The sequence below is a fragment of the Ruegeria sp. HKCCD3925 genome, assembly GCF_057221175.1.
The window spans coordinates 181394-202281 of sequence record NZ_JBWVBI010000005.1; the positions used below are offsets into that span (position 1 = coordinate 181394).

General features: G+C 55.3%; 21 protein-coding genes and 1 tRNA gene. 12 read left to right on the forward strand and 10 right to left on the reverse strand.

Going from position 1 to position 20888, the window contains the following annotated elements; translation table 11 throughout:
- Nucleotides 1–46: 46 nt before the first annotated feature.
- The gene (locus tag AC2TEM_RS13615; protein WP_170423491.1) at nt 47–1012 is read right to left on the reverse strand and encodes an ABC transporter substrate-binding protein; all 966 of its coding nucleotides are present in this window, start codon (nt 1010–1012) and stop codon (nt 47–49) included.
- Between the two features lie 29 nt (nt 1013–1041).
- Nucleotides 1042–3369, reverse strand: a complete 2328-nt coding sequence (locus AC2TEM_RS13620) for an aminomethyltransferase family protein (RefSeq protein WP_170423504.1) — start codon at nt 3367–3369, stop codon at nt 1042–1044.
- 113 nt (nt 3370–3482) lie between these two features.
- On the opposite strand from AC2TEM_RS13620, the gene AC2TEM_RS13625 reads away from it, so the two are divergent.
- Nucleotides 3483–4493 (forward strand): LacI family DNA-binding transcriptional regulator, encoded by a 1011-nt coding sequence (locus tag AC2TEM_RS13625; protein ID WP_170423506.1) that lies wholly within the window; start codon nt 3483–3485, stop codon nt 4491–4493.
- Between the two features lie 1402 nt (nt 4494–5895).
- Here AC2TEM_RS13625 and AC2TEM_RS13630 read toward each other — a convergent pair.
- Together AC2TEM_RS13630 and AC2TEM_RS13635 are read right to left on the reverse strand one after the other, a co-directional pair.
- Nucleotides 5896–5971 (reverse strand) — tRNA-Ala (locus tag AC2TEM_RS13630).
- A 137-nt stretch (nt 5972–6108) separates the two neighbouring features.
- Nucleotides 6109–6432 (reverse strand): TIGR02300 family protein, encoded by a 324-nt coding sequence (locus AC2TEM_RS13635; protein WP_170402007.1) that lies wholly within the window; start codon nt 6430–6432, stop codon nt 6109–6111.
- A 100-nt stretch (nt 6433–6532) separates the two neighbouring features.
- Here AC2TEM_RS13635 and AC2TEM_RS13640 point away from each other — a divergent pair, with 100 nt between their 5' ends.
- The 3 genes from AC2TEM_RS13640 (at nt 6533) to AC2TEM_RS13650 (ending at nt 9145) form a co-directional block, all read left to right on the forward strand.
- A complete protein-coding gene (locus AC2TEM_RS13640) occupies nt 6533–7225 on the forward strand; it encodes a M48 family metallopeptidase (protein WP_480790320.1) in 693 nt (230 codons plus the stop codon).
- Between the two features lie 30 nt (nt 7226–7255).
- Nucleotides 7256–7903, forward strand: coding sequence for a GntR family transcriptional regulator (locus AC2TEM_RS13645; protein ID WP_170609135.1), 648 nt, complete (start codon nt 7256–7258; stop codon nt 7901–7903).
- 111 nt (nt 7904–8014) lie between these two features.
- A complete protein-coding gene (locus AC2TEM_RS13650) occupies nt 8015–9145 on the forward strand; it encodes a lytic murein transglycosylase (protein WP_170609137.1) in 1131 nt (376 codons plus the stop codon).
- 4 nt (nt 9146–9149) lie between these two features.
- Here the strand turns inward: AC2TEM_RS13650 and AC2TEM_RS13655 are convergent, their stop codons facing one another.
- Nucleotides 9150–10112 (reverse strand): acetyl-CoA carboxylase carboxyltransferase subunit alpha, encoded by a 963-nt coding sequence (locus AC2TEM_RS13655; protein ID WP_170395560.1) that lies wholly within the window; start codon nt 10110–10112, stop codon nt 9150–9152.
- A 121-nt stretch (nt 10113–10233) separates the two neighbouring features.
- Between AC2TEM_RS13655 and AC2TEM_RS13660 the strand changes: the two genes are divergently transcribed.
- Complete coding sequence (locus tag AC2TEM_RS13660) at nt 10234–11067, forward strand: AraC family transcriptional regulator (RefSeq protein ID WP_170423573.1); 834 nt, start codon at nt 10234–10236, stop codon at nt 11065–11067.
- A gap of 1 nt (nt 11068) precedes the next feature.
- On the opposite strand, the gene AC2TEM_RS13665 is transcribed toward AC2TEM_RS13660, so the two are convergent.
- Entirely contained in the window at nt 11069–11665 is a 597-nt protein-coding gene (locus tag AC2TEM_RS13665; RefSeq protein ID WP_170423576.1) for a LysE family translocator, read from the reverse strand.
- Between the two features lie 72 nt (nt 11666–11737).
- Here AC2TEM_RS13665 and AC2TEM_RS13670 point away from each other — a divergent pair, with 72 nt between their 5' ends.
- Both AC2TEM_RS13670 and AC2TEM_RS13675 read left to right on the forward strand, forming a co-directional pair.
- Complete coding sequence (locus AC2TEM_RS13670; RefSeq protein ID WP_170395566.1) at nt 11738–12190, forward strand: Lrp/AsnC family transcriptional regulator; 453 nt, start codon at nt 11738–11740, stop codon at nt 12188–12190.
- 118 nt (nt 12191–12308) lie between these two features.
- Nucleotides 12309–12887, forward strand: a complete 579-nt coding sequence (locus AC2TEM_RS13675; protein ID WP_170395568.1) for a PA14 domain-containing protein — start codon at nt 12309–12311, stop codon at nt 12885–12887.
- Between the two features lie 38 nt (nt 12888–12925).
- Here the strand turns inward: AC2TEM_RS13675 and AC2TEM_RS13680 are convergent, their stop codons facing one another.
- Nucleotides 12926–13888 carry an L-malyl-CoA/beta-methylmalyl-CoA lyase gene (locus AC2TEM_RS13680; RefSeq protein ID WP_170395570.1) on the reverse strand — a complete coding sequence of 321 codons (963 nt, stop codon included), beginning with the start codon at nt 13886–13888 and terminating at the stop codon, nt 12926–12928.
- A 295-nt stretch (nt 13889–14183) separates the two neighbouring features.
- Here AC2TEM_RS13680 and dgcN point away from each other — a divergent pair, with 295 nt between their 5' ends.
- From dgcN to AC2TEM_RS13695, 3 genes are all read left to right on the forward strand, one after another.
- Entirely contained in the window at nt 14184–15185 is a 1002-nt protein-coding gene (dgcN, locus tag AC2TEM_RS13685; protein WP_480856259.1) for an N-acetyltransferase DgcN, read from the forward strand.
- Between the two features lie 68 nt (nt 15186–15253).
- Nucleotides 15254–16219: an N-acetyl-D-Glu racemase DgcA gene (dgcA, locus tag AC2TEM_RS13690; RefSeq protein WP_170423578.1), complete on the forward strand. Its 966-nt coding sequence runs from the start codon at nt 15254–15256 to the stop codon at nt 16217–16219.
- A 10-nt stretch (nt 16220–16229) separates the two neighbouring features.
- Nucleotides 16230–17090 carry a D-amino-acid transaminase gene (locus AC2TEM_RS13695; protein ID WP_170423580.1) on the forward strand — a complete coding sequence of 287 codons (861 nt, stop codon included), beginning with the start codon at nt 16230–16232 and terminating at the stop codon, nt 17088–17090.
- 45 nt (nt 17091–17135) lie between these two features.
- Here AC2TEM_RS13695 and AC2TEM_RS13700 read toward each other — a convergent pair whose 3' ends face one another.
- The 3 genes from AC2TEM_RS13700 to AC2TEM_RS13710 form a co-directional block, all read right to left on the reverse strand.
- Complete coding sequence (locus tag AC2TEM_RS13700; RefSeq protein WP_170395578.1) at nt 17136–17450, reverse strand: DUF1244 domain-containing protein; 315 nt, start codon at nt 17448–17450, stop codon at nt 17136–17138.
- A 114-nt stretch (nt 17451–17564) separates the two neighbouring features.
- On the reverse strand, nt 17565–17804 hold the full coding sequence (locus AC2TEM_RS13705) for a DUF6868 family protein (RefSeq protein WP_170423583.1): 240 nt from the start codon (nt 17802–17804) through the stop codon (nt 17565–17567).
- Between the two features lie 87 nt (nt 17805–17891).
- The gene (locus AC2TEM_RS13710; RefSeq protein WP_170423585.1) at nt 17892–18629 is read right to left on the reverse strand and encodes an N-formylglutamate amidohydrolase; all 738 of its coding nucleotides are present in this window, start codon (nt 18627–18629) and stop codon (nt 17892–17894) included.
- A gap of 118 nt (nt 18630–18747) precedes the next feature.
- Between AC2TEM_RS13710 and pyk the strand changes: the two genes are divergently transcribed.
- On the forward strand, nt 18748–20193 hold the full coding sequence (gene pyk / locus AC2TEM_RS13715; protein WP_170395584.1) for a pyruvate kinase: 1446 nt from the start codon (nt 18748–18750) through the stop codon (nt 20191–20193).
- Nucleotides 20194–20436: 243 nt separating this feature from the next.
- Entirely contained in the window at nt 20437–20874 is a 438-nt protein-coding gene (locus tag AC2TEM_RS13720) for a universal stress protein (protein ID WP_170395586.1), read from the forward strand.
- Nucleotides 20875–20888: the final 14 nt, after the last annotated feature.

A 20888-nucleotide genomic window follows, 5' to 3' on the forward strand; every position in this document is an offset into this window, starting at 1 on the left:
GGCAGCGAAATGGAACTGCCACCATGGTCATTTCTTCAGGTTGGGTTCAAAGACCCAGCCAACCATCCACACGCTCGGGGTTCGCTTCGACCCATTCTCTTGCTACGTCCGCCGGGTCGCGGCCATTGGCGCTGATTTCGAAGGCAAAGGCTGAAACATCATCAGCTGTTAACTGAAAGTTGGCAAAAAACTCAGCAATAGCCGGCGAACGGTCAACCAGCGAGTTGGACCATGCGATCTGCACGTTCTTAAGCGCGTCCTTGGTGGCAACTGTCGACTTTTCATACCAATCGGGATCATCCGACGGCTGCACCATCACATATTTTTCGGGGTCAAATGTGGGCTCCGACAGCATTTCCACGTCAAACATGTACCAAACTGCATGAGGTTTATAGCAATAGAATGCATAGCCCTCGCCCTTGGCGATGCTATCCTTGATACGCGCTGTTTTAACGCTTTCTTCGGCACGGACCGGTTCGATAAAGTCCAACAAGCCGTAGTCGCGCACCTTGACTTCGTTTACATTTGCTGAAGCCCAGCCTGGAGCACCGATCCACATTTCACCACGGCCATTGCCGTCGCTATCCATCAGTGCGGCAACATCAGGACGACCCAGATCGGCAATATCGGTGATGTTGTTCGCTTCACCAAAGTCCTTGGATACACAGAAACCTTGATTACCTTCGTAAGGGTTAGACGACAAGGTGACCGTACCCGCGTCATCTACGTATTTTTGAGTAAAACTCTGTTGATTGGGCAGCCAGACATCAGGATGAACATCAATATCCCCTTTACCTTGGTCCATCGCCTGGAAAATCGTAGCGTTGTTGCCAGGTACATATTCGACAGTACCGCCGATCCTCATCTCGACGACCGCGCCTAGAAGATGCGCGATCGCCTGAGCACCAGTCCAGGATGGGACTCCGATTTTTACCTCTTCAGCCGCAGAGGCGGGGAGGGCCAAGAGACCCAGTGAGACTGACACTGTCAGGGATTTCATGCTTAGATTCATATTAACTCTCCTGCTGGTAAGTTGAATTCTTATGCGCGCGCCCGCTTTCGTTGCGGGTCTATGAATGGAATTTCTGTGACCTTCGCGCCAAGGCGTTTCATGCGCCCGTCAAGCTGCCCAATTTCGAGCCTAGTTTCGGTTTTTGAGTATTCTACCGAAAGACGCGCGATCGCGATACCGTGTTCAAGCGAAGGAGATTTAGTCGCCGAGGTAATCACCCCGACCTGTCTTTCCTTTGCAAATACAGCAGCTCCATGCATGGGAATGTCGTCGGATTCTAAAACTAAACCCTTGAGGACTTGTCGTGGGCTCTGCCTGTTACGCTCCAGTGCTGCCTTGCCGATGAACTCAGCTTTGGTCAGATCAACAGCAAAGCCCAGACCGGCCTCGAATGCGTCGATGCCTGGCGCAAATTCGGCATTTGCAGCCGCCAAGCCCGCTTCGATCCTGATGATCTCCAGGGCGGCTGACCCCATCGGGGTAATCCCGAAATCTTCACCCGCCTCCATGATTGCGTCCCAAAGGGCGACAGCATCGGCCTTTGAGCAGAAAATCTCGTATCCAAGCTCCCCAGTGTAGCCAGAGCGGGACAGCATAAAAGGCGCCCCTTCGCGACCATTTAGTCGGGCAACAGTACAGCCAAACCATTTGAGCTGCTCAAGGGAGGGCACATGTGGTTGCGTGAAAACGATTTTACGCAGTACATTTCGGGAATTAGGCCCTTGCAACGCCAGGTTTGGCAGCGAATTCCGCAGATCATGGATTCGCACCTGAAACCCGCGTTCCTCCGCCAAGGACTGCAATGCTCGTCCGCTCTCTTCGGTGCCACAACACCAGCGGAACAGGTCATTTGCGAGCCGGAACAAAGTGCCGTCATCTATTACCGCGCCGGTATCATCACACATCAGCGTATAAGCCCCGCGCCACACCGGTAGCTTGGCAACATTGCGAGTCGTTGCAAGCTGCAACAATTTCTCAGCGTCTGGCCCAATGATGTCGAATTTGCGCAACCCGCTCATGTCCTGCAAAGTTACCGCTTCTCTGCAGGCCCAGTACTCGCCCAACGTTCCATATGACGGAAAACTAACAGGTGCCCACAAGTCCCGTGCAGGCGCAAAATGTTGGGTCAGTGGCTCCAGACGTTCGTGAAAAGCCGATTCCTGACTAATGGACATGGGGGCATCTTCCTTTTCCCGGTAGGCGACCGCACGGCGGATAGGTGTGTCTGGATGGTAGATCCGCACGTGCACATCTGTGGGATTCCAGCCATTTATCGGGTCAATGTCGTCAGGGCACGCCGTGGAAGCGCATACCAAGTCTTCCATTGCCCGCATTGCGACGTAATCGCCTGGGCGCGAATAGCTTTCATCTACCAGCAGTTCGTGGGAATTTTGATCAATCCAAGTATTCCAGAAGAAATTAACTGCAGGCCAGGCCGCGCGGCGTCTAACTCCATATTGCGCCAGTGTTTCAGAAATGTTGTCAGAACAGTTGACATGGCTTGGAAAACCTCGCTCAGCGTATCCCCGTGCGGTGCAAGCCAACCCGTAAGTATCGTGTCGTCCGCAAGTGTCATGAACGACATTTAGAAGCGGGTTCATGTCACTATCGAAAAACTTGTCGAGCATACCAGGGCCAGGATAAGCGCGCCGGACCAATGACCGAGTTGCAGTACTGTCGATCAGCCATTCTTCACCTTTTTCGAGTTTATCTGCTCGCATTGCGATAAAGTCCGAGCATTGTTGGCCCTCGACATCAATGATTTGGACTATTTCGCCTTGCTTAACTTCATATGACAATCCAGTGCCGCGCTTTACGGTGAATTCCTTTCGCACATCACCCAGGGGTTCGGGCAATATCGAACTACTGGCATTTGCCATTTGATGAGAGATACTGACTGATCCACCTCTGGACCCGGTTGCCAGTTGATCACGATCCATAGCCCGCATGATCCAAGCTGAAATTGTAGCACTGGCTTTTAGAACGATCAGATCATCGTTTTCAGGAAGGTAAGCGATACCAATCTCGGATTCTGGTTTACCTCCCTGAGCTGCAATCCAATTGATCAGTTTTTCGCCATCTACTTTGGAGAAATCCAAAACTCCTGCCTTAATAAGCGCTAGCGACACAAGCGCATCTCCGCCCACTTCGTCAAAAGCAATGACTTGCAGTTGGTTTTTAGGCCAATTGCCTGTCACCGACAGAAGATCACCTGGTCGCATGATAACATTCAGTATTTCGCGCGGACCTAGCGTATATGTTTTTCCGTGCGACGGCTTCTGAAACCCTGGGTAAAAGCGTCCAGGCGTCATGTAACCGCTATTGCTGAACTCATGTAGTATCGAATAATCGCGCATCGTATTCCAAAGTGAGTCGCTTATTGTAACTAGTTACATAATCTTGATGAAACTAGTTACATGTGTCAAGTTAACTGTCGCAAGATCGAGGATATCCAAGGAATTCAAAGGAATTGACCGAGCAGAAAAATAAGAAGCGCGCGAACCTTCGGGATGTTGCCAAGGCAGCAGATGTTTCTGTTGCGACGGTGTCGCGCGTACTGAATTCTCCGAAAACCGTGTCTGAAGTCACACGCCGCCGTGTGCTTGATGTTATTTCGAAGCTGCATTTTGTACCAAGTGCTGCAGCCCGTGCGATCAATTCCGGGAGAACCCGAGTCGTTGGGGCCATGGTTCCAACTTTGGACAACGCAATATTCTCAAAATTTCTAGCGGCGCTTGAAAAAGGTTTGGCACTAAATGGTTTGTCACTCGTAGTCGCAACTACCAATGGCGACCCGGACATAGAAACGAATAAAGCGCAAGGTCTGGTTGATATTGGTGCAGAAGCACTGATTGTTTCCGGCATCACACACAGTCAAGACTTCGAAAAGATCATCGAACGGACACGCCTCCCCGTGATCGCCACCTCCTACTATGAAAGGGACCACCATTTTCCGACCATCGGTTATGATAACGCCGGCGCTTCTTGCACCGCTCTCAATTTTCTTCTGTCTGCTGGGCATAGAAATATTGCCGTGATTCACGGGCCAACAAAAAACAACGATAGGACGCTGGCACGGCTTGATGGTTTGAAGAATCCGGATGTGAACCACACCCTGCAAATGTACGAAACGGAAATTTCAATAAAAGGTGGCTGCGTCGCAACTCAGAATCTTCTTGCAGGGGACACGGCCTTTTCTGCAATTCTCTGTTTTTCCGATGTCTTGGCGATGGGCTCTCTTTTTGAATTGCAAAGAAAGCGGGTAAAAGTGCCTCATGAAATGTCAATTGTTGGCATTGACGATCTGCCCTCCTCATCCTGCACCTTTCCTGAAATCACGACCGTGCATTTGCCCGTCACACGGATGGGTGAAGCCACTGCCGCAGCGATAGTTGAGTGGTTGGAAAACCAAGCCGTTCCTGAATCGAAACTCCTTCAGGCTGAACTGATTGTGAGGAACTCCACGCGAAAATTGGCGTAGATTGGTTTCTTGTACTGGCAATAGACTGAAGCGGAGTTAAAAAGTGTGTTTTGCATCTAAAAGCTGACGCAATGAACATATGACTGAAATTGGGCCACTTCCAGCTAAAGGATGCTTTGTTCGATCAACCGCCATTCGTTACCTGGTATTGGGCGCCTGGATTATTGGGTTCGCGACGGGCCGAATATGCAAAGAATGGACGCCAAATCGACAGTTGCTTTGGGTAAAGAAGACTCGTTCGGACGCGCCGTGGAGCAAGTCCATTGCGGGCCCACTTTAACGGATGCTGCGCAATGAACGAAGGTTTGCTACAGTAACAGGCCGCACTGATCTCCCACGAACTAAGATTCTTAAATACAATGAATGAACCTGCATCGCTGGGAGGCATTTTGCCTTCGTTCGTCGGGTCGGCTTGAATGAAGAACTGCGCATCTATTGGCCGATGTACACTACGAATCTACGTGTGCTACCCGCCATCTCCTACCGAGTATTTGCTATGCAGTTCGTGATATCGAACAAATGAAAATTTGCTTCTAAAGAACCAATAATCTGCGGAAGCTTGCGCAATATTTGTCGGCACTTCGTTGGTTATGTCTTCCAGACTGGTTATTCCAGTATGGCTCCACCCGAGAAAGTAGGAAAAGTTGTTAGATCAGAGCTTCCCTATAGCCGATTCCAAGAAGGACAAGGTTTTGATGTCGGTGTACGTTCGAGCAAGATATCCAGCGCGATTTTCTGCGCTCCAGAAGGCGGAGGGCTGCAAATCTATCCAGAAATTTATGAGCGAAAGACCTTCTAGGGCGGGCGGAATTTCTGGTGTTTTTTCAATATGAAATTGCGATGCAGGATGCATAGCTTGTACCGACTGGTTGCACACTGGGAAATCCTCATCCTGCGCGCCTAGAGAATTTCTACACCACCAGCTTGCAGCTCTGTTATCCTTTTGAGGTTCGATCCCGCCTATCACCCTGCGAATTGCAGTTGTCGCCAGCTCATCCAGTCGATTCGCTTAAGGTTCTTTTTTTCTACGTCGGTTAGAGTACCCTGGCTCCCATGACCTAGGGTTACCTTTGGCTGGGGAACTGGTCCGGAAATTTAGTGACTTGGTCCCATCTAGAAATTGCATGCCATCAAAATCTTCAAACTATCGCCTCCAAAATACCTGGAAACGCTGTGACACAATAGCCGTCATTCGCGCAGTTACAGCGAACGGCAGGAAGGTCCGCAAACTCGCCTTTAGTATGCAATATATCCGGCGACCGGTTTGTGTTGGTTGCGACAACCGCATGAGCCAAGCTCAAAACACCAGTTAAGATCTGCTCTGGTCTCAGAGTTCCGCTTAGGACTCAGAAAAATCTACAAAAAAAGGAAGAACTATGCGTGGCGGATCAACATAGGGATTTGGTGGAGCCTAGGGGAGTCGAACCCCTGACCTCTTGCATGCCATGCAAGCGCTCTCCCAACTGAGCTAAGGCCCCATAAAGGTACCGTCGTAACGGTGGACGGACGTTTATGAGACGCCGTCGATGAGTGCAAGTCCTAAAATCGGAATCGGCAAAAAATTCAGACCGACTTCGCGGACCGGGTCGAGGCGGCGGGGCCGCCTCGGGATCCATCAGTTTTCGTCTTCTGACGACATGTCCTTGATATCGTCGAGTGAAACGTTATCGCCATCGTCATCGTCGTCCAGCAGATCATCGTCCAGTTCGACATCGACGTTGTCGTCATCATCCAGAACGATGTCTTCGTCCGACGACGCTTCGCGCGCCTTGACCGAAGCGGCATCTTCAGCATCCGCGGCGATCATCCGGCTTTTTCCGGTGTCCAGCTCCACGACCTCGCCCGTATAGGGGCTGACGATCGGGTCCTTGTTCAGGTCGTAAAAACGTTTGCCGGTTGTCGGGCAGACACGCTTTACGCCCCATTCTTCCTTGGGCATATCAAATCCCCTTGATATCAGGTGAATCTCATCAATGATTCAGGTCACCTGCCACATGCGGCAGGCACTGTCAAAGCCTTTGCGCAAAGGAGGCCCACCCATGGGGCGACACGCATTGCCCGGAACACCTCCGGTGCCGCTGACACTGCGCAGATCGGCGCGCGCACGGCGGATCAGTTTGCGAATTTCCCAATTGGATGGACGGGTTACGCTGACCTACCCGACAGGGGTGGCTGAAGCCGAAGCGCTGGATTTCGCACAGCAGAAAGAGGGCTGGATCCGCGGGCACCTGCAGGATCGACCTAGCCTTGAAGCAGTTGGCGTAGGGCAGTTCATTCCGATCGAGGGTACGGCGCGGCGAATCGTTCCTGCATCGGGGCGGAGGGTCATGCTGAGTGGCGATGCGATCGGGGTTCCGCCCGGTGCCGAAGCACGGCGACTAGCGCGGTTTCTAAAAGAGCTTGCCCGTGATCGTCTGACCGGTGCGTGCGATAATTACGCGGCGGTGCTGGGGCGGTCGTACAGTAGCCTCACTTTGCGCGATACGCGTTCGCGCTGGGGGTCGTGCAGTTCTGCGGGCGGGTTGATGTTCTCGTGGCGGTTGATCCTCGCCCCACCAGAGGTTCTCCATTATGTGGCCGCGCATGAAGTGGCGCATCTTGCCGAAATGAACCACTCACCTGCGTTCTGGGCGCAGGTCGAGCGTATTTTTGGCCCTTACAAAGAACCACGCCGCTGGCTGCGAGACAACGGGGCAGAACTGCACAGATATCGCTTCGACTCCGTCGCTTGACCTCGGCGCGATTTGTGATCACATAAACTCATGTTAACCTCACGCCCCGCCGAGTCTCATACGGCAACCCATGATCGCGTTTATCGCGCCCTCAGATCCCGCATCATGCATGGAGAGATTGCCCCGGGGAAGGCGTTGACACTGCGCGGGATTGGCAAGGAATTCGGTGTGTCGATGACTCCGGCGCGCGAGGCGGTGCGGCGTCTGGCGGCAGAAGGCGCTTTGTTCCTGTCCACCTCCGGTCGGGTATCAACGCCGGAACTCACGCGCGATCGGATCGAAGAGCTGGCGGCGCTGCGCGCGCTGCTTGAGGTTGAACTGGCCAGCCGGGCCCTGCCGCGCGCGCATATGGCGCTGATTGACCGGTTGCAAAGCATCAACATGGCAGTGGCCGAGATGGTCACGAAACGCGATGCGGTGGGATATATCCGTGCAAATCTGGAATTTCACCGCACGCTGTATCTACGCGCACAGGCCCCTGCGATGCTTGCCATGGCCGAAACTGTCTGGCTGCAGCTGGGTCCCACGATGCGTGCCCTATACGGTCGGTTGCGGAGGACCGAGCCACCGCACTACCATCGTCTGATCATCGCAGCGCTCAAGGCCGGGGATGAGCCTGGATTGCGACTAGCAGTGCGTTCGGATGTGACCCAGGGCTTGCGGCTGCTTGTGACCTGAGCGGCTTGTTGCCCATCTTCCAATTCAGTTGATTTCGGATGTCGCTTTGCTGGCTTGAGCGACCGGGCTGCGCTATCCTGAACGCAAATCACAACAAGAGCAGATTTAACCATGATTAATCGAAGAGTGTTTTCCTTAGGGCTTGGGTCAACCTTGTTGGCGGCCTGCTCCACAGGCACGGCACCCAACAGTGCCCCGGCTTCGCGGATGCGTGCGGTTCCGAACGCAGGATGGGATGCCTGGGTGGCCAGTTTCAAAAATCGGGCAGCGTCGCAGGGCATTTCACAGACGACCCTTAACCGAGCGTTTCAAGGCGCAGGATATCTACCCGACGTGATCGAACGCGATCGCAATCAGGTGGAATTCAAACGCTCGCTTGAGGATTATCTGGCGATTGCTGCCTCGGATGAACGGATCAACACTGGCAAGCAAATGCTTGTGCGGCATGCAGGAACCCTGTCGCAGATCGAAGCCCAATACGGTGTCGACAAAGAGGTCGTCGTGGCTGTTTGGGGCCTGGAAAGCCGCTATGGCGCACGGCGGGGCGATGTACCGGTGATCTCGGCAACGTCGACTCTGGCCTATGACGGGCGGCGCGGAGCGTTTTTTGAGAAGCAACTGGTGGCAGCGCTGAAGATCATTCAAGAGGGCGATACGACCCCGGCTAACATGACCGGCAGCTGGGCCGGAGCGATGGGCCACACACAGTTCATTCCGACGTCCTACCTTGCTTATGCAGTCGATTTCACCGGCGACGGGCGGCGCGATATCTGGTCCGATGACCCAGCAGATTCACTTGCGTCAACGGCTGCTTATCTGGCACGTGCCGGTTGGGTGCGAGGGCAGCCTTGGGGCGGTGAGGTCGGCACGGTTTCGGGCACGCCGGCGGCAGTGCTGCAACCGCAGACGCCTGGCCCACGTATTGCTGTGTTCCGCAATTTTCAGGTGATCAAGCGCTACAACAATTCGGACAGCTACGCGATCGGCGTAGGTCATCTTTCTGATCGCATTGCTGGCGGCGCGCCGTTCCAAGCGTCATTCGGGCCGGATGCGACCGGTTTGACGCTGGAGGATCGTAAAGAACTGCAGCGCCGCCTGACATCCGCGGGCTATGACACACAAGGCGCAGATGGTGTTATCGGCAAGAATACTGAGGCGGCAATTAGCGCCTACCAGCGCGCCAACGGGTTGTCCGTGACTGGCCAGCCTTCGGTGGCTCTGTTGCAGCGGTTGGGTGGCTGACGGGTTAAGCCGCCAGCCCTTTCGAACCGATATCCAGGAACTTCTGACGGCGGTCCTTGATCAGGGCTGCCGCGTCTTTCCCATCAAGCTCTTCCAGCATCGAGGCAATTGCAGACCGCACGGCTTCGACCGCCGCCGGGCGGTTGCGATGTGCACCGCCCTTGGGCTCGGTGATGATGTGGTCACAAACGCCCAGCTTGTGCAGATCCTGAGCGGTAAGGCGCAACGCTTCGGCGGCCTCGCGCATTTTTTCGGCATCTTTCCAAAGAATCGACGCGCAGCCTTCGGGCGAAATCACCGAGTAGACCGAATGCTCCAACATCGCTACGCGGTTCGCAGTCGCAAAGGCGACCGCGCCACCAGAACCACCTTCGCCGATGATTACGGACACCAAAGGAACGCCAATCTTTAGGCACATCTCGGTTGAGCGCGCGATCGCCTCGGATTGGCCACGTTCTTCCGCCCCCTTGCCGGGATAGGCACCCGCAGTGTCGATCAGAGTGATCACCGGCAAGCCAAAGCGGCCCGCCATCTCCATCAGGCGCACAGCTTTACGATACCCTTCGGGCCGGGCCATGCCGAAATTGCGTTCAATCCGCGATTTGGTATCGCTGCCTTTTTCGTGGCCAATCACCATGACGGGTTGATCGTTGAACCGCGCCAGACCGCCTATTACCGCCAGATCGTCGGCAAAGTTCCGGTCACCAGCCAGAGGAGTGAATTCGGTGAACAGTGCGTCTACGTAGTCGTTGCAGTGTGGACGTTCAGGATGCCGTGCAACCTGACATTTCCGCCATGGTGTCAGATCGGCATACAGCTCATCCAGAAGCTTGGCGGCCTTGGCATCCAGCGCGGCGGCCTCTTCGGTCACATCCATTTCTTCATTGGCACGGGCCAGCGCGCGCAGCTCTTCAGCTTTGCCTTCGATCTCGGCCAGCGGTTTTTCGAAATCCAGATACTGGGTCATGACGCCTCTCAACGCGGAAGTTCCCTGCTATATGACCAAAGGTGGTCCGGGATGCAACTCAGCAAGATTTGTGGTCGCGGAATATGCGACCACGGACGGGCAAAGAGAAGGAAGGATACCGATGGCCGCCAGCTACGAAGATCGCGTGTTGCGCGTGTTGGCCTACATCCATGATCACCCCGCCGGGGATCTGTCGCTGGATGCTTTGGCCGAGGTCGCAGCCATGTCGCGGTATCACTGGCATCGCGTGTTTCGCGCCATTACTGGCGAGACCTGCGCGCAGGCCACCCGTCGGATACGCCTGCACCGTGCCGCCTGCTGGCTGGTGCAAACAGACAGACCGGTTACGCGGATCGCGACCGACATTGGCTATCCGAACCAAAAATCCTTTGCGCGGGCCTTTTCCGAGGCCTACGGCAGCAGCCCCACCGCGTTTCGACGTGCGGGGCAAATACTGCCGGCCCATCCAATGTTCAAAACCGGAGGATATCCGATGCATCCCGTAACAACCCGAACCGAACCGTCTCGCCGAGTCATAGCGCTGCCACATAAAGGGGCGTATGCCGAGATTGGCCGCAGCTTTGAGGCCATTGGTGCCCTGTGCGAATCCCGCAAACTGTGGCCGCAAGTCGGCCCGATGATCGGGCTGTATCTCGACAGTCCGGACGATGTGCCCGAGGATGAATTGTGCAGTTTTGCAGGTGCTGAATTCTGCGGTGATGATACGCCCGAGGGGATGGAAGACCTTGAAATTCCGGGTGGCAAAACAGCGGTGCTGACCTTCAAGGGCCCTTATTCCGGCCTTCACGGCGCGTATCAGGCATTATTTGGCAATTGGTTGCCCGAGTCTGGCGAAGAACCTGCGGACCATCCGTGTTATGAGATCTATCTCAACGATCCACGAGAAACGGCCCCCGAGGATCTGTTGACCGAAATTTGCCTGCCGCTCAGGTAACCTAATTCGGCCACAGCACCGGATAGAGCGAGGCCACAAGCAGGGCCGCCATCGTCCAGTTGAAAACCAGCAATCGGTGCGGGTTCGTCAGGATTCGCGCCATTTGCTGTCCTAGAACCGTCCAGGTGCTGACCGAGGGCAGGTTAATGGCTCCGAACACCAGCGCGACTAGCAGAATCGCATTGATCGTTTGGTCAGGCGCATAGGCGGCTGTCGCGGTCAGCGCCATCGCCCAGGCTTTTGGGTTGACCCATTGGAAGGCTGCAGCTTGCAGAAACGTCATCGGTGTGCCCGCAGCATCGGCACCTTTAGCGGGCGCTGCATGGGCGATTTTCCATGCCAGATACAGCAGATACAGAACCGAAAGAACTTTCAACACGGTATGACTAATCGGATACCGGTCAAAGACCTGAACCAGCCCCGCCCCCACCAGAAGCACCATAAAGGTGAAGCCCAAACCGATACCCAGCATATGCGGGATCGTGCGGCGAAAGCCGAAATTCGCACCTGATGCCATCAGCATAAGGTTGTTGGGGCCTGGAGTGATTGACGAGACAAAAGCAAACGCGATCAGGGCCATCAGGATATCGTAGGTCATGGCTGCATTTTCTCGCTGAGTTAGGCAAATGAAATTGCGTATTCGTGCGCTCAAAGGTTAATGTTGCAATAAATGGCGAAGATTGATCAGATCAACCAACATATATTGCAAGAGCTTTCGCGGGACGGTCGCATCAGCAACCTCGATCTTGCCGAGCGGGTGGGCCTGTCGCCCTCCGCCTGCCTGCGCCGTGTGCAGGAGCTTGAGCGGGCAGGGGTCATTTCCGGCTACCGAGCAGTGCTGAACCCGGCGGCGCTGGGGGTGGGTTTCGTTGCCTATATCGGCGTTGGTTTGGGCGAGCACACCAAGGTGGCGCAGGAAGGGTTTGAAAAAGCCCTGCAACAAGCACCCGAAGTGGTGGAATGTCACAATATCACCGGCACGATCGAATACCTCCTACGGGTCGAATGTGCCGATTTGCCCTCCTACAAAACCTTCCACACTGAGGTGCTGGGTACACTGCCGCATGTGACCTCGATCACCTCATATGTTGTGATGGGATCGCCCAAGGATATGCGTGCGTGACCATTAAAAAGTGATTTTTAACCATCTTGCGAGGTCAAAGTTCAGCGCCTAGTGTCATCTCAACAGGATCGTCGGCAGGGATTAACCCCGAAGCAGGCGCAAATTCAGGGAGTAGACCATGACATTTTTCCGCACCGGAGCGCTGGTGGCTGCCTTGGCAATGTTTGCCGGCGCTGCGACAGCAGCACCTTTGAAGTTACAGCCAGCTAGCCCTCAGCCCAGCCCAAAAGCCGGCTTGAATGTAAAATACAGTTGGGAAGGTAATCCGCCTCGCAAAATCCAGAACCTCTCGAAGGTCAATCATCTATTGAAGAAGGCAAAGCCGGGTCAGCCCCTCCGAGGTTTGGACTACAGAGACACGAACGAAGGTGATCCTGTCCTGACCTACAATCAGGCGTTCAATGTTGCCGCGGAAATCAGTGGGTATATCCGCTTTGATTCACCCGGTGTTTACGAGCTTGAAACCTGGTCGAACGATGGGATTGACGCCTGGGTCGGCGGTCAGCAGATCGGCTATGTCAATGGCCGTCAGGGCTGCGAAGCCAACCAACGCACCGAGGTCGAGGTGCCGCAGGCGGGTTGGTATCCAATCAAAATCAAGTATTTTCAGAAATACGGTACCTCGTGCCTGATGATGAAATCAGGAAAGAAGGGTGAGCGTTTCACATGGACACCAAACAATGTATTTGGACGCTGATCAGATCGATTGGGGCGCTCAGCTGAGCGCCTTTTTTCTTAGCTACCCGCCGCGATTAATTCTGCCTGCGCCACAATAACCTCGGCTTGCTTAATCGAAGCGATATCGACCAAACGCCCTTTGTAGACCGTCGCGCCTTCACCGTTGGCTTTTGCCTGTTCCATGGCGGCCAGAATCTCGCGCGCTTCGGACACTGCTTCATCCGACGGTGTGAAGACCTGATTGGCCAATGCGATTTGCTTGGGGTGGATGGCCCATTTGCCGACCATCCCCAGCGTGGCAGACCGTTTGGCCTGCGCGATATAGCCCTCATCGTCTGAGAAATCGCCAAACGGACCATCCACCGGCAGCACGCCATGGGTGCGGCAGGCGGCGACAATTGCGGCCTGCGCCCAGTGCCACGGATCGGACCAGTGCTTCTCACCCTCGCGCAGCATATAGTAGTTTTCCTGCGTACCCCCGATGCCGGTTGTCTGCATGCCCATTGAGGCTGCAAAATCTGCGGCGCCAAGGCTCATGGCCTGCAGGCGCGGGGATGAGGCTGCGATTTCTTCGACATGCGCCAGTCCGGCGGCGGATTCGATGATCACTTCGAATGAAATTGGCTTGGTTCGGCCCTTGGCACGCTCGATTGCGGTAACCAGAGCGTCCACGGCGTAGACATCGGCCGCGCAGCCTACCTTGGGGATCATGATCTGATCCAGACGGTCGCCTGCCTGTTCCAGCACATCAACCACGTCACGGTACCAATAGGGTGTATCCAGCCCATTGATCCGAACCGACATGTATTTATTGCCCCAATCGACTGTGTTCAGCGCCTCGATTACGTTAGCGCGAGCGGTATCCTTGTCGGAAGGAGCCACCGAATCTTCTAGATCCAGATTAATGACGTCTGCAGCTGATGCAGCCATCTTGGGAAATAGCTTGGTGTTCGAGCCCGGGCCAAACAGTTGGCAGCGATTGGGCCGGGCCGGAGCGGCAGGTTGGATGCGGAAGCTCATTTGGACCTCATGCGAGTAAGGAAATTGCGTTCAGGGTTGGTCATGGGATATTAAATTGCGCAATGCTGCGCAAGCTTGATTGTGCATATGCGGCAATGCGTATGCAGCAAGATTGAAGATACTGGCAAAATGGGGTGCTTAAAGTTTGATCAGTTTAAAAACTTCGAACAATCTTGTGTAAGAATGCCCAAATGCGCAAAAACTTCCCGCTGTGGGCTGGCAGGCAAGAAGAATTTGAGAAACCCTCGTCAAAACGGTTCTCTAGCTTAAGCCAGAATCAAAGGAGTGCACCGCAATGATCGAGACACCGTACCTGTTGTTTTTGGGCGATGCGCCCGACTTGTTGGCGGCCAAAGTGGCCATTGGTATCCGGGACTGGCGTCCTGAGAATGCAGTGGGTCAAATAAGGCTGGATGGTTGCAAGACTGATTTGGGTCTTACCGAAATGACACTTGCCGAAGGTAAAGCTGCTGGTGCCAAGACTCTTGTCATTGGTGTTGCCAACCGGGGTGGGGTCATCAGTGAGGCCTGGAAAGAGGTCCTGATCGCAGCGTTGGAAATGGGTTATGATCTGGCGTCGGGCCTGCACAACCTGCTGCGCGACGAAGGCGATCTGGTTGCTGCGGCGCAGTCTCACGGCTGCACATTGCACGACGTCCGCGTACCGACCGTAGGATATCCCATCGCAAACGGCCGCAAGCGTACCGGTAAGCGGTGCCTGGCCGTTGGAACCGACTGCTCTGCCGGCAAGATGTACACTGCGATGTCCATGGACGCTGAAATGCGCAAACGCGGCATGAAATCCACCTTCCGGGCCACCGGTCAGACCGGAATTCTGGTCACGGGTCAGGGCGTCCCGCTGGATGCGGTTATCGCCGATTTCATGGCGGGATCCGTTGAGTATTTGACACCGGACAATGATCCGGATCACTGGGATCACATCGAAGGGCAGGGCTCGTTGTTCCATGTGTCCTATTCTGGCGTGACCATGGCGCTGATCCATGGCGGTCAGCCCGACGCGCTGATCCTGTGCCACGAGCCGACCCGGACCCATATGCGAGGATTGCCTGAGTATTCGCTGCCGACGCTGGAGCAGTTGCGCGACACAGCACTGCCGCTGGCGCGTGTTGCTAACCCGGAATGCCAGGTTGCGGGCGTGTCGATCAACACCCAGCATCTGAGCGAAGACGACGCACACGCATACATCGCCAAGGTTGAGACCGAGATGGGTATCCCAGCAACCGATCCTTACCGGTTTGGTGCCGGTAAACTGGTGGATGCGCTGGCCGCACTGTGATCTAAGCAGGTTGCCGATCGCCCCTTGCTGTCGGCAACAGACATCACTTTCGATGAAAGGTTGAACGCGTGCAGATTGACGTTTCCCGCGATGTATTTCGGCTGGCGCAGGTATTCACTATCTCGCGCGGCTCACGGACCGAGGCAAAGGTCCTGACGGTTCGGATCTCGGATGGTGTGCATCATGGTTGGGGCGAGTGCGTGCCCTATGCGCGCTATGACGAAACGCTGGATTCAGTCGAGGCCGAGATTGCCGGCCTGCCCGACGTATTCTCTCGCTATTCCCTGATGGATCTGCTGCCTGCCGGCGCGGCTCGGAATGCATTGGATTGTGCGCTTTGGGACCTTGAGGCGAAACGCTCCGGCAAACGGGCGTGGGAGCTGGCGGAACTTGCCGCACCGGGGCCTGAAGTTACGGCCTATACTCTTTCCCTGGACACTCCCGAGGCAATGCAGGCACAGGCGGCAGAAAATGCGTTCCGACCCTTGTTGAAGATCAAACTTGGTACACCGGACGACATGCCCCGGCTTGAGGCTGTGCGGGCTGGTGCGCCGGACTCCAAAATCATTATCGACGCCAATGAAGGTTGGTCTGCTGAAGTGTACGCCGATCTTGCGCCGCATCTTGTGCGACTGGGCGTTGCTCTGGTTGAACAACCTCTGCCGGCCGGTGAGGATGATGCACTGATCGGCATGGATCGTCCGGTGCCGGTATGTGCCGACGAATCCTGTCACGATCGGGCCAGCTTGCCTGCGCTAAAAGGCAAATATGATGTGGTGAACATCAAACTCGACAAGACCGGCGGTCTGACCGAGGCGCTGGAGCTGCGCAAGGCCGCGCTGGCCGAGGGCTATGGCATCATGGTCGGATGCATGGTTGGAAGTTCGCTGGCCATGGCACCTGCAACGCTGGTGGCGCAGGGCGCGATGGTGACGGACCTTGACGGACCGCTTTTGTTGGCAGATGACCGCGACACACCCCTGATTTTTGATGACGCCGGAGTGCATCCGCCCAAAGCGGCACTTTGGGGCTGAGGAGAAGAACATGACCCGCACCGTTTATGTGAATGGCGAATACCTGCCTGAAACCGAGGCAAGCGTCTCGATCTTTGATCGGGGTTTCTTGTTTGCAGACGCCGTCTATGAAGTAACCAGTGTGCTGGATGGTAAGCTGGTCGATTTCGAAGGCCACGCGGTGCGGCTGAAACGCTCGCTGGACGAGTTACAGATAGCTGAACCCTGCAGCAAAGAAGAACTTCTGGAAATCCATCGCAAACTGGTCGAGCTGAACGACATCGAAGAAGGTCTGATCTATCTACAGGTTTCGCGCGGCAGTGACGGCGACCGGGATTTTGTGTTTCCGTCAGCGGATACCAAGCCTACGCTGGTTCTGTTCACGCAGAATAAGCCAGGTCTGGCCGACAGCCCCGCGTCGAAGAAAGGGGCCAAGGTCATTTCGATCGATGACATCCGTTGGGGCCGCCGCGATATCAAAACCGTGCAACTGCTGTATCCGTCCATGGGCAAGATGATGGCGAAAGCGGCTGGCTGTGACGATGCCTGGCTGGTTGAAGATGGCTATGTCACCGAAGGCACCAGCAATAACGCCTATTTCGTCAAGAACGGCAAGATCGTCACCCGCCCGCTGTCCAACGACATTCTGCACGGCATCACCCGCAAGGCGGTTCTGCGCATGGCCGCCGAGGCGCAGATGGAGATTGAGGAGCGCCTGTTCACCATCGATGAGGCGAAAGAGGCGGATGAGGCCTTCACCACTTCGGCCAGCGCTTTTGTCATGCCAGTGGTTGAGATTGACGGCGTGGCACTGGGTGATGGCATGCCGGGCCCGATTGCCAAACGCCTTCGCGAGATCTATCTGGACGAAAGCCGAAAGGCCGCAATCTAAAGCAAAGGCCCGCCAAAACGGCGGGCATTTTTCGTTTTCGGGGCGTCAGCCTTTTTTCGTGACGTTCTCTTCAAACGCGACCTTGAAGGCGGCTTGTTTCTCGGCGTTCGCTTCGGTCTGGTAGTTGGCCTTCCACTCATCCATGGTCATACCATAGAAAATCTCGCGCGCTTCGTTTTTGTCCATGTCGATGCCCTTGGCATTGGCGGCTTCCTGATACCAGCGCGACAGGCAATTGCGGCAGAACCCGGTCAGATTCATCATATCGATGTTCTGTACGTCGGTGCGATCCTGCATCAGATGCTGCTGCAAACGGCGAAACGCTGCGGCCTGAAGTTCGATTTCGGTTTGCTTGTCCATTGTCGGGCTCCGAATGATTGTCTTGCGTTCTGGACCTGACCTAGCAATCCGTGGGCCATGTTACAACGAACAGTAGAGGCCCTAAGGCCCCTTGGAACGTCAGGTTTGGATGCTTTATGTCAGTTTGAGGGCCAGCCACGGCACAAGGCAAAAAATGATTGTCAGGATTTTGTAGTTCGCAAGATATCTGAAATAGACCCTCTTTACGTCGGCCCGCTCCATTTGGAACATTCTGCCATGCACGCCTGCAATCCAGTCCTGCATGATGAGGATCATAAGTGTGCTGAACAACAAAACAGCGATGTTAAGGGCGGTCATCCAGCCGAAGACAGTAGTCAGGAATTCCTGAGTCATGGTCGTCTCCTTTCCCTTAATATATGGGTGTCAGTATATTGGCTCACAATATTTCGAGGATCGGAAGCGGCATGAAGTGACCTTACGTCATAGTCCGCTATCGTTCAGTGCATCCTGCAGAATAACGGCCAATCGTTCGGCCCAGCTGCGTTGCCCGTCATGATCCGCAATCAGATCATTACGCAGTTCGATCAGTGCATTAGGACGGCCGAAACTGCTGCAATGCTTGTCGATCGCATCGCCGGGTAGCACACCTGTATAGGGTTCATTTACCCCAACGCACAGATCATCCTCGGCGTTCAACCGGTTGATCAGCGGGCGCGAGAACCGCTCATCCGGTGTGTGCAAGACGCCGATGTGCCACGGCCGAGGATCGCGGCCACGGAGCTGGCGCGTAAAGGAATGCATCGAGATGATGACCGCATGCGGCAGGGCCGCAAGCTGTGCCAGCGCATCGTGATAGGGCCGGTAACACATATTTAGACGACGCTCACGCTCGGTCGCATCTGCGTGTCGGTTACCGGGGATGATCGAACCGTCATAGAGCTTCATCAGCAGCGTCGGATCGTCCTCGCCCCGGTTGGGGTCAATTACGAGGCGCGAGAAGTTGGCTGCGATTACGGGGGCGTTCAGGACCTCACCCAGATGCTTTGAGACCTCGTAGGCGCCCACGTCATAAGCGATATGGCGTTCCATATCTTCGCGCGGCAGGCCCAGGTCTCCGCCGTTGATATCGGGCGGCACCATGTTGGTGGCGTGGTCACAGGTAATCAGCCAACGCGACGGGCGATCCGCGCCGTGAACAAAAAACGGAGAGTATGTCATGAGCCTGTCATCTTGTTTGTCGCAGGTGTAGGACAGTTGCGTTGGAAAGGGAATTGCGCAATAAGCAGCCTGAGCAATGTTTGCGGTAACATTTACGCGTTTGAGGAGAGCCTGATCAATGCGACGCCTGAGAAATGTGAAAATCGTGGCGACGCTGGGACCGGCGTCCAATGACTATGATACCATCCGTGCGCTGCATGAGGCCGGGGCCGATGTATTCCGGCTGAACATGAGCCATGGCAGCCACGATGAGATTCGCGAGAGGCACCGTATAATCCGGCAGATCGAAAAGGATCTGGAAAGCCCGATCGCGATTCTGGCCGATCTGCAGGGGCCAAAGCTGCGCGTTGGCGTGTTTGCAAATGATGCGGAAGAACTGGAGGAGGGCGCCGCATTCCGTCTGGATCTTGATCCGGCAGCCGGGGATATCACCCGGGTCTGCCTGCCACATCCCGAAATTTTTGCCGCATTGGAGCCAGGTGCGCGCCTGCTGGTCAATGACGGAAAGATTCGTCTGATCGTGCAGGATTGCGGTCAGGATTTTGCACATTGCACGGTCGAAGTCGGTGGCACGATTTCGAACCGCAAGGGTGTGAACGTGCCTGACGTGGTGCTGCCATTGGCAGCGCTGTCGGCCAAGGATCGCGACGATCTGGAATTTGTTTGCCAACTGGGTGTGGACTGGTTGGCGCTGAGCTTCGTTCAGCGTGCCAAGGATGTGTTCGAGGCGCGCGCGCTGGCGGATGGCCGAGCATCGATCTTGTCGAAGATCGAAAAACCTGCTGCGGTCGAAGCTTTTGACGATATCCTTGACGCCTCAGACGGGATCATGGTTGCGCGGGGTGATCTGGGCGTCGAACTGCCTGTTTCGGCAGTCCCCCCGATCCAAAAACGTCTGGTGCGTAAATGCCGTACAGCCGCGAAGCCTGTGATTGTCGCAACCCAGATGCTGGAAAGCATGATCGAAAGCCCAATGCCCACCAGAGCAGAGGTTTCGGACGTGGCCACCGCGATCTACGAGGGTACTGATGCAATCATGCTGAGTGCTGAATCGGCTGCTGGTTCTTATCCCATCGAGGCGGTTCAGACGATGAACAAGGTTGCCATCGAAGTTGAAGCTGACCCAACCTACACTCAAATTATTGCCGCGTCGCGTACCGCCAAGGGTACGACCATCGCTGATGGTATCGTGGCTGCGGCACGCGAGATTGCCGAAAAGACTGACATCAAAGCCATCTGCTGCTTCACTCAAAGCGGGACCACCGCCTTGCTCACCGCCCGTGAGCGTCCCGGTGTGCCTATCATCGCGATGACCCCCGCCACCGGCACCGCCCGCAGGCTTTGCCTGAGCTGGGGCTGCCATTGCGTCTTAACCCCTGAACAAGAGCGGTTCAAAGGTGCGGTCGTCAGCGCCGCTCGCGCCGCCCGATCGGGTGGTTTCGCCGCTGAGACTGATCAGATCGTGGTCACCGCCGGCGTCCCTTTCAATGTTCCTGGCACTACCAACATCTTACGTATCGCCCCTTGTGATGAACGGCTGATCTACAACACTGATCCGGGCTAAGCCCGGATCACCACAACTAATTTCAGTTTGATACCAAGCGTATGCCTAATATTTGGGCATATAATAATATTTATTTACAGTACCTTAGAAGTTTGAGGGTTGTATCCAGCAATAATCTCTCTGTTTTTGCGTGTTTTTTCGGGATACTTGCCCTTAGGGCGGTCTACTCAAGCAAGTTCCAGGTTCCGGCTGCCCTGCCGGGGGCGAGGGCCCCGGCCAAAGCAACAATAACGGAGGAACGGCATGACAACGAAAATTGTCATAGGACTGGACGGGACAGAAACCGGAGAACGCGCGATCGCCTTTGCCAAAGACTTGGCCGGGCGTATTGGTTCATGCGAGCTTCTGGCGGTTTACGTCATCGAATGGTCTCCTTTCACATTCCAGACACCAGAAGAGAACGCCCTGCGCCACAAACGGCGCGAAGAAGAGGTTGCGTTAGCTACGTCACGGATCATCGAGCCAGCGGTCGAAGCGTTGAAGGCTGCAGGATTCGAGGCGCGCGGCATCGTCCGTCACGGAGATGTGGCGGAAACGCTGAATGCAATCACGGTTGAAAACGGTGGCTCCCAGATCGTTGTGGGACGGGCCTCGGCAGATGGGTTCAAAAAACGCCTGTTTGGCAGTTCGACCCAGAACCTTGTCATGCACGCCGATGTTCCGGTTACGGTCGTGAACTGAGGGGAGAGACTATG

Coding starts and splice junctions, on each gene's coding strand:
- AC2TEM_RS13615 (WP_170423491.1), bottom strand. CDS start 1,012: ATGAATCTAAGCATGAAATCCCTGACAGTGTCAGTCTCACTGGGTCTC.
- AC2TEM_RS13620 (WP_170423504.1), bottom strand. CDS start 3,369: ATGCGCGATTATTCGATACTACATGAGTTCAGCAATAGCGGTTACATG.
- AC2TEM_RS13635 (WP_170402007.1), bottom strand. CDS start 6,432: ATGCCCAAGGAAGAATGGGGCGTAAAGCGTGTCTGCCCGACAACCGGC.
- AC2TEM_RS13640 (WP_480790320.1), top strand. CDS start 6,533: ATGGGGCGACACGCATTGCCCGGAACACCTCCGGTGCCGCTGACACTG.
- AC2TEM_RS13645 (WP_170609135.1), top strand. CDS start 7,256: ATGTTAACCTCACGCCCCGCCGAGTCTCATACGGCAACCCATGATCGC.
- AC2TEM_RS13650 (WP_170609137.1), top strand. CDS start 8,015: ATGATTAATCGAAGAGTGTTTTCCTTAGGGCTTGGGTCAACCTTGTTG.
- AC2TEM_RS13655 (WP_170395560.1), bottom strand. CDS start 10,112: ATGACCCAGTATCTGGATTTCGAAAAACCGCTGGCCGAGATCGAAGGC.
- AC2TEM_RS13660 (WP_170423573.1), top strand. CDS start 10,234: ATGGCCGCCAGCTACGAAGATCGCGTGTTGCGCGTGTTGGCCTACATC.
- AC2TEM_RS13665 (WP_170423576.1), bottom strand. CDS start 11,665: ATGACCTACGATATCCTGATGGCCCTGATCGCGTTTGCTTTTGTCTCG.
- AC2TEM_RS13670 (WP_170395566.1), top strand. CDS start 11,738: ATGGCGAAGATTGATCAGATCAACCAACATATATTGCAAGAGCTTTCG.
- AC2TEM_RS13675 (WP_170395568.1), top strand. CDS start 12,309: ATGACATTTTTCCGCACCGGAGCGCTGGTGGCTGCCTTGGCAATGTTT.
- AC2TEM_RS13680 (WP_170395570.1), bottom strand. CDS start 13,888: ATGAGCTTCCGCATCCAACCTGCCGCTCCGGCCCGGCCCAATCGCTGC.
- dgcN (WP_480856259.1), top strand. CDS start 14,184: ATGATCGAGACACCGTACCTGTTGTTTTTGGGCGATGCGCCCGACTTG.
- AC2TEM_RS13695 (WP_170423580.1), top strand. CDS start 16,230: ATGACCCGCACCGTTTATGTGAATGGCGAATACCTGCCTGAAACCGAG.
- AC2TEM_RS13700 (WP_170395578.1), bottom strand. CDS start 17,450: ATGGACAAGCAAACCGAAATCGAACTTCAGGCCGCAGCGTTTCGCCGT.
- AC2TEM_RS13705 (WP_170423583.1), bottom strand. CDS start 17,804: ATGACTCAGGAATTCCTGACTACTGTCTTCGGCTGGATGACCGCCCTT.
- AC2TEM_RS13710 (WP_170423585.1), bottom strand. CDS start 18,629: ATGACATACTCTCCGTTTTTTGTTCACGGCGCGGATCGCCCGTCGCGT.
- pyk (WP_170395584.1), top strand. CDS start 18,748: ATGCGACGCCTGAGAAATGTGAAAATCGTGGCGACGCTGGGACCGGCG.
- AC2TEM_RS13720 (WP_170395586.1), top strand. CDS start 20,437: ATGACAACGAAAATTGTCATAGGACTGGACGGGACAGAAACCGGAGAA.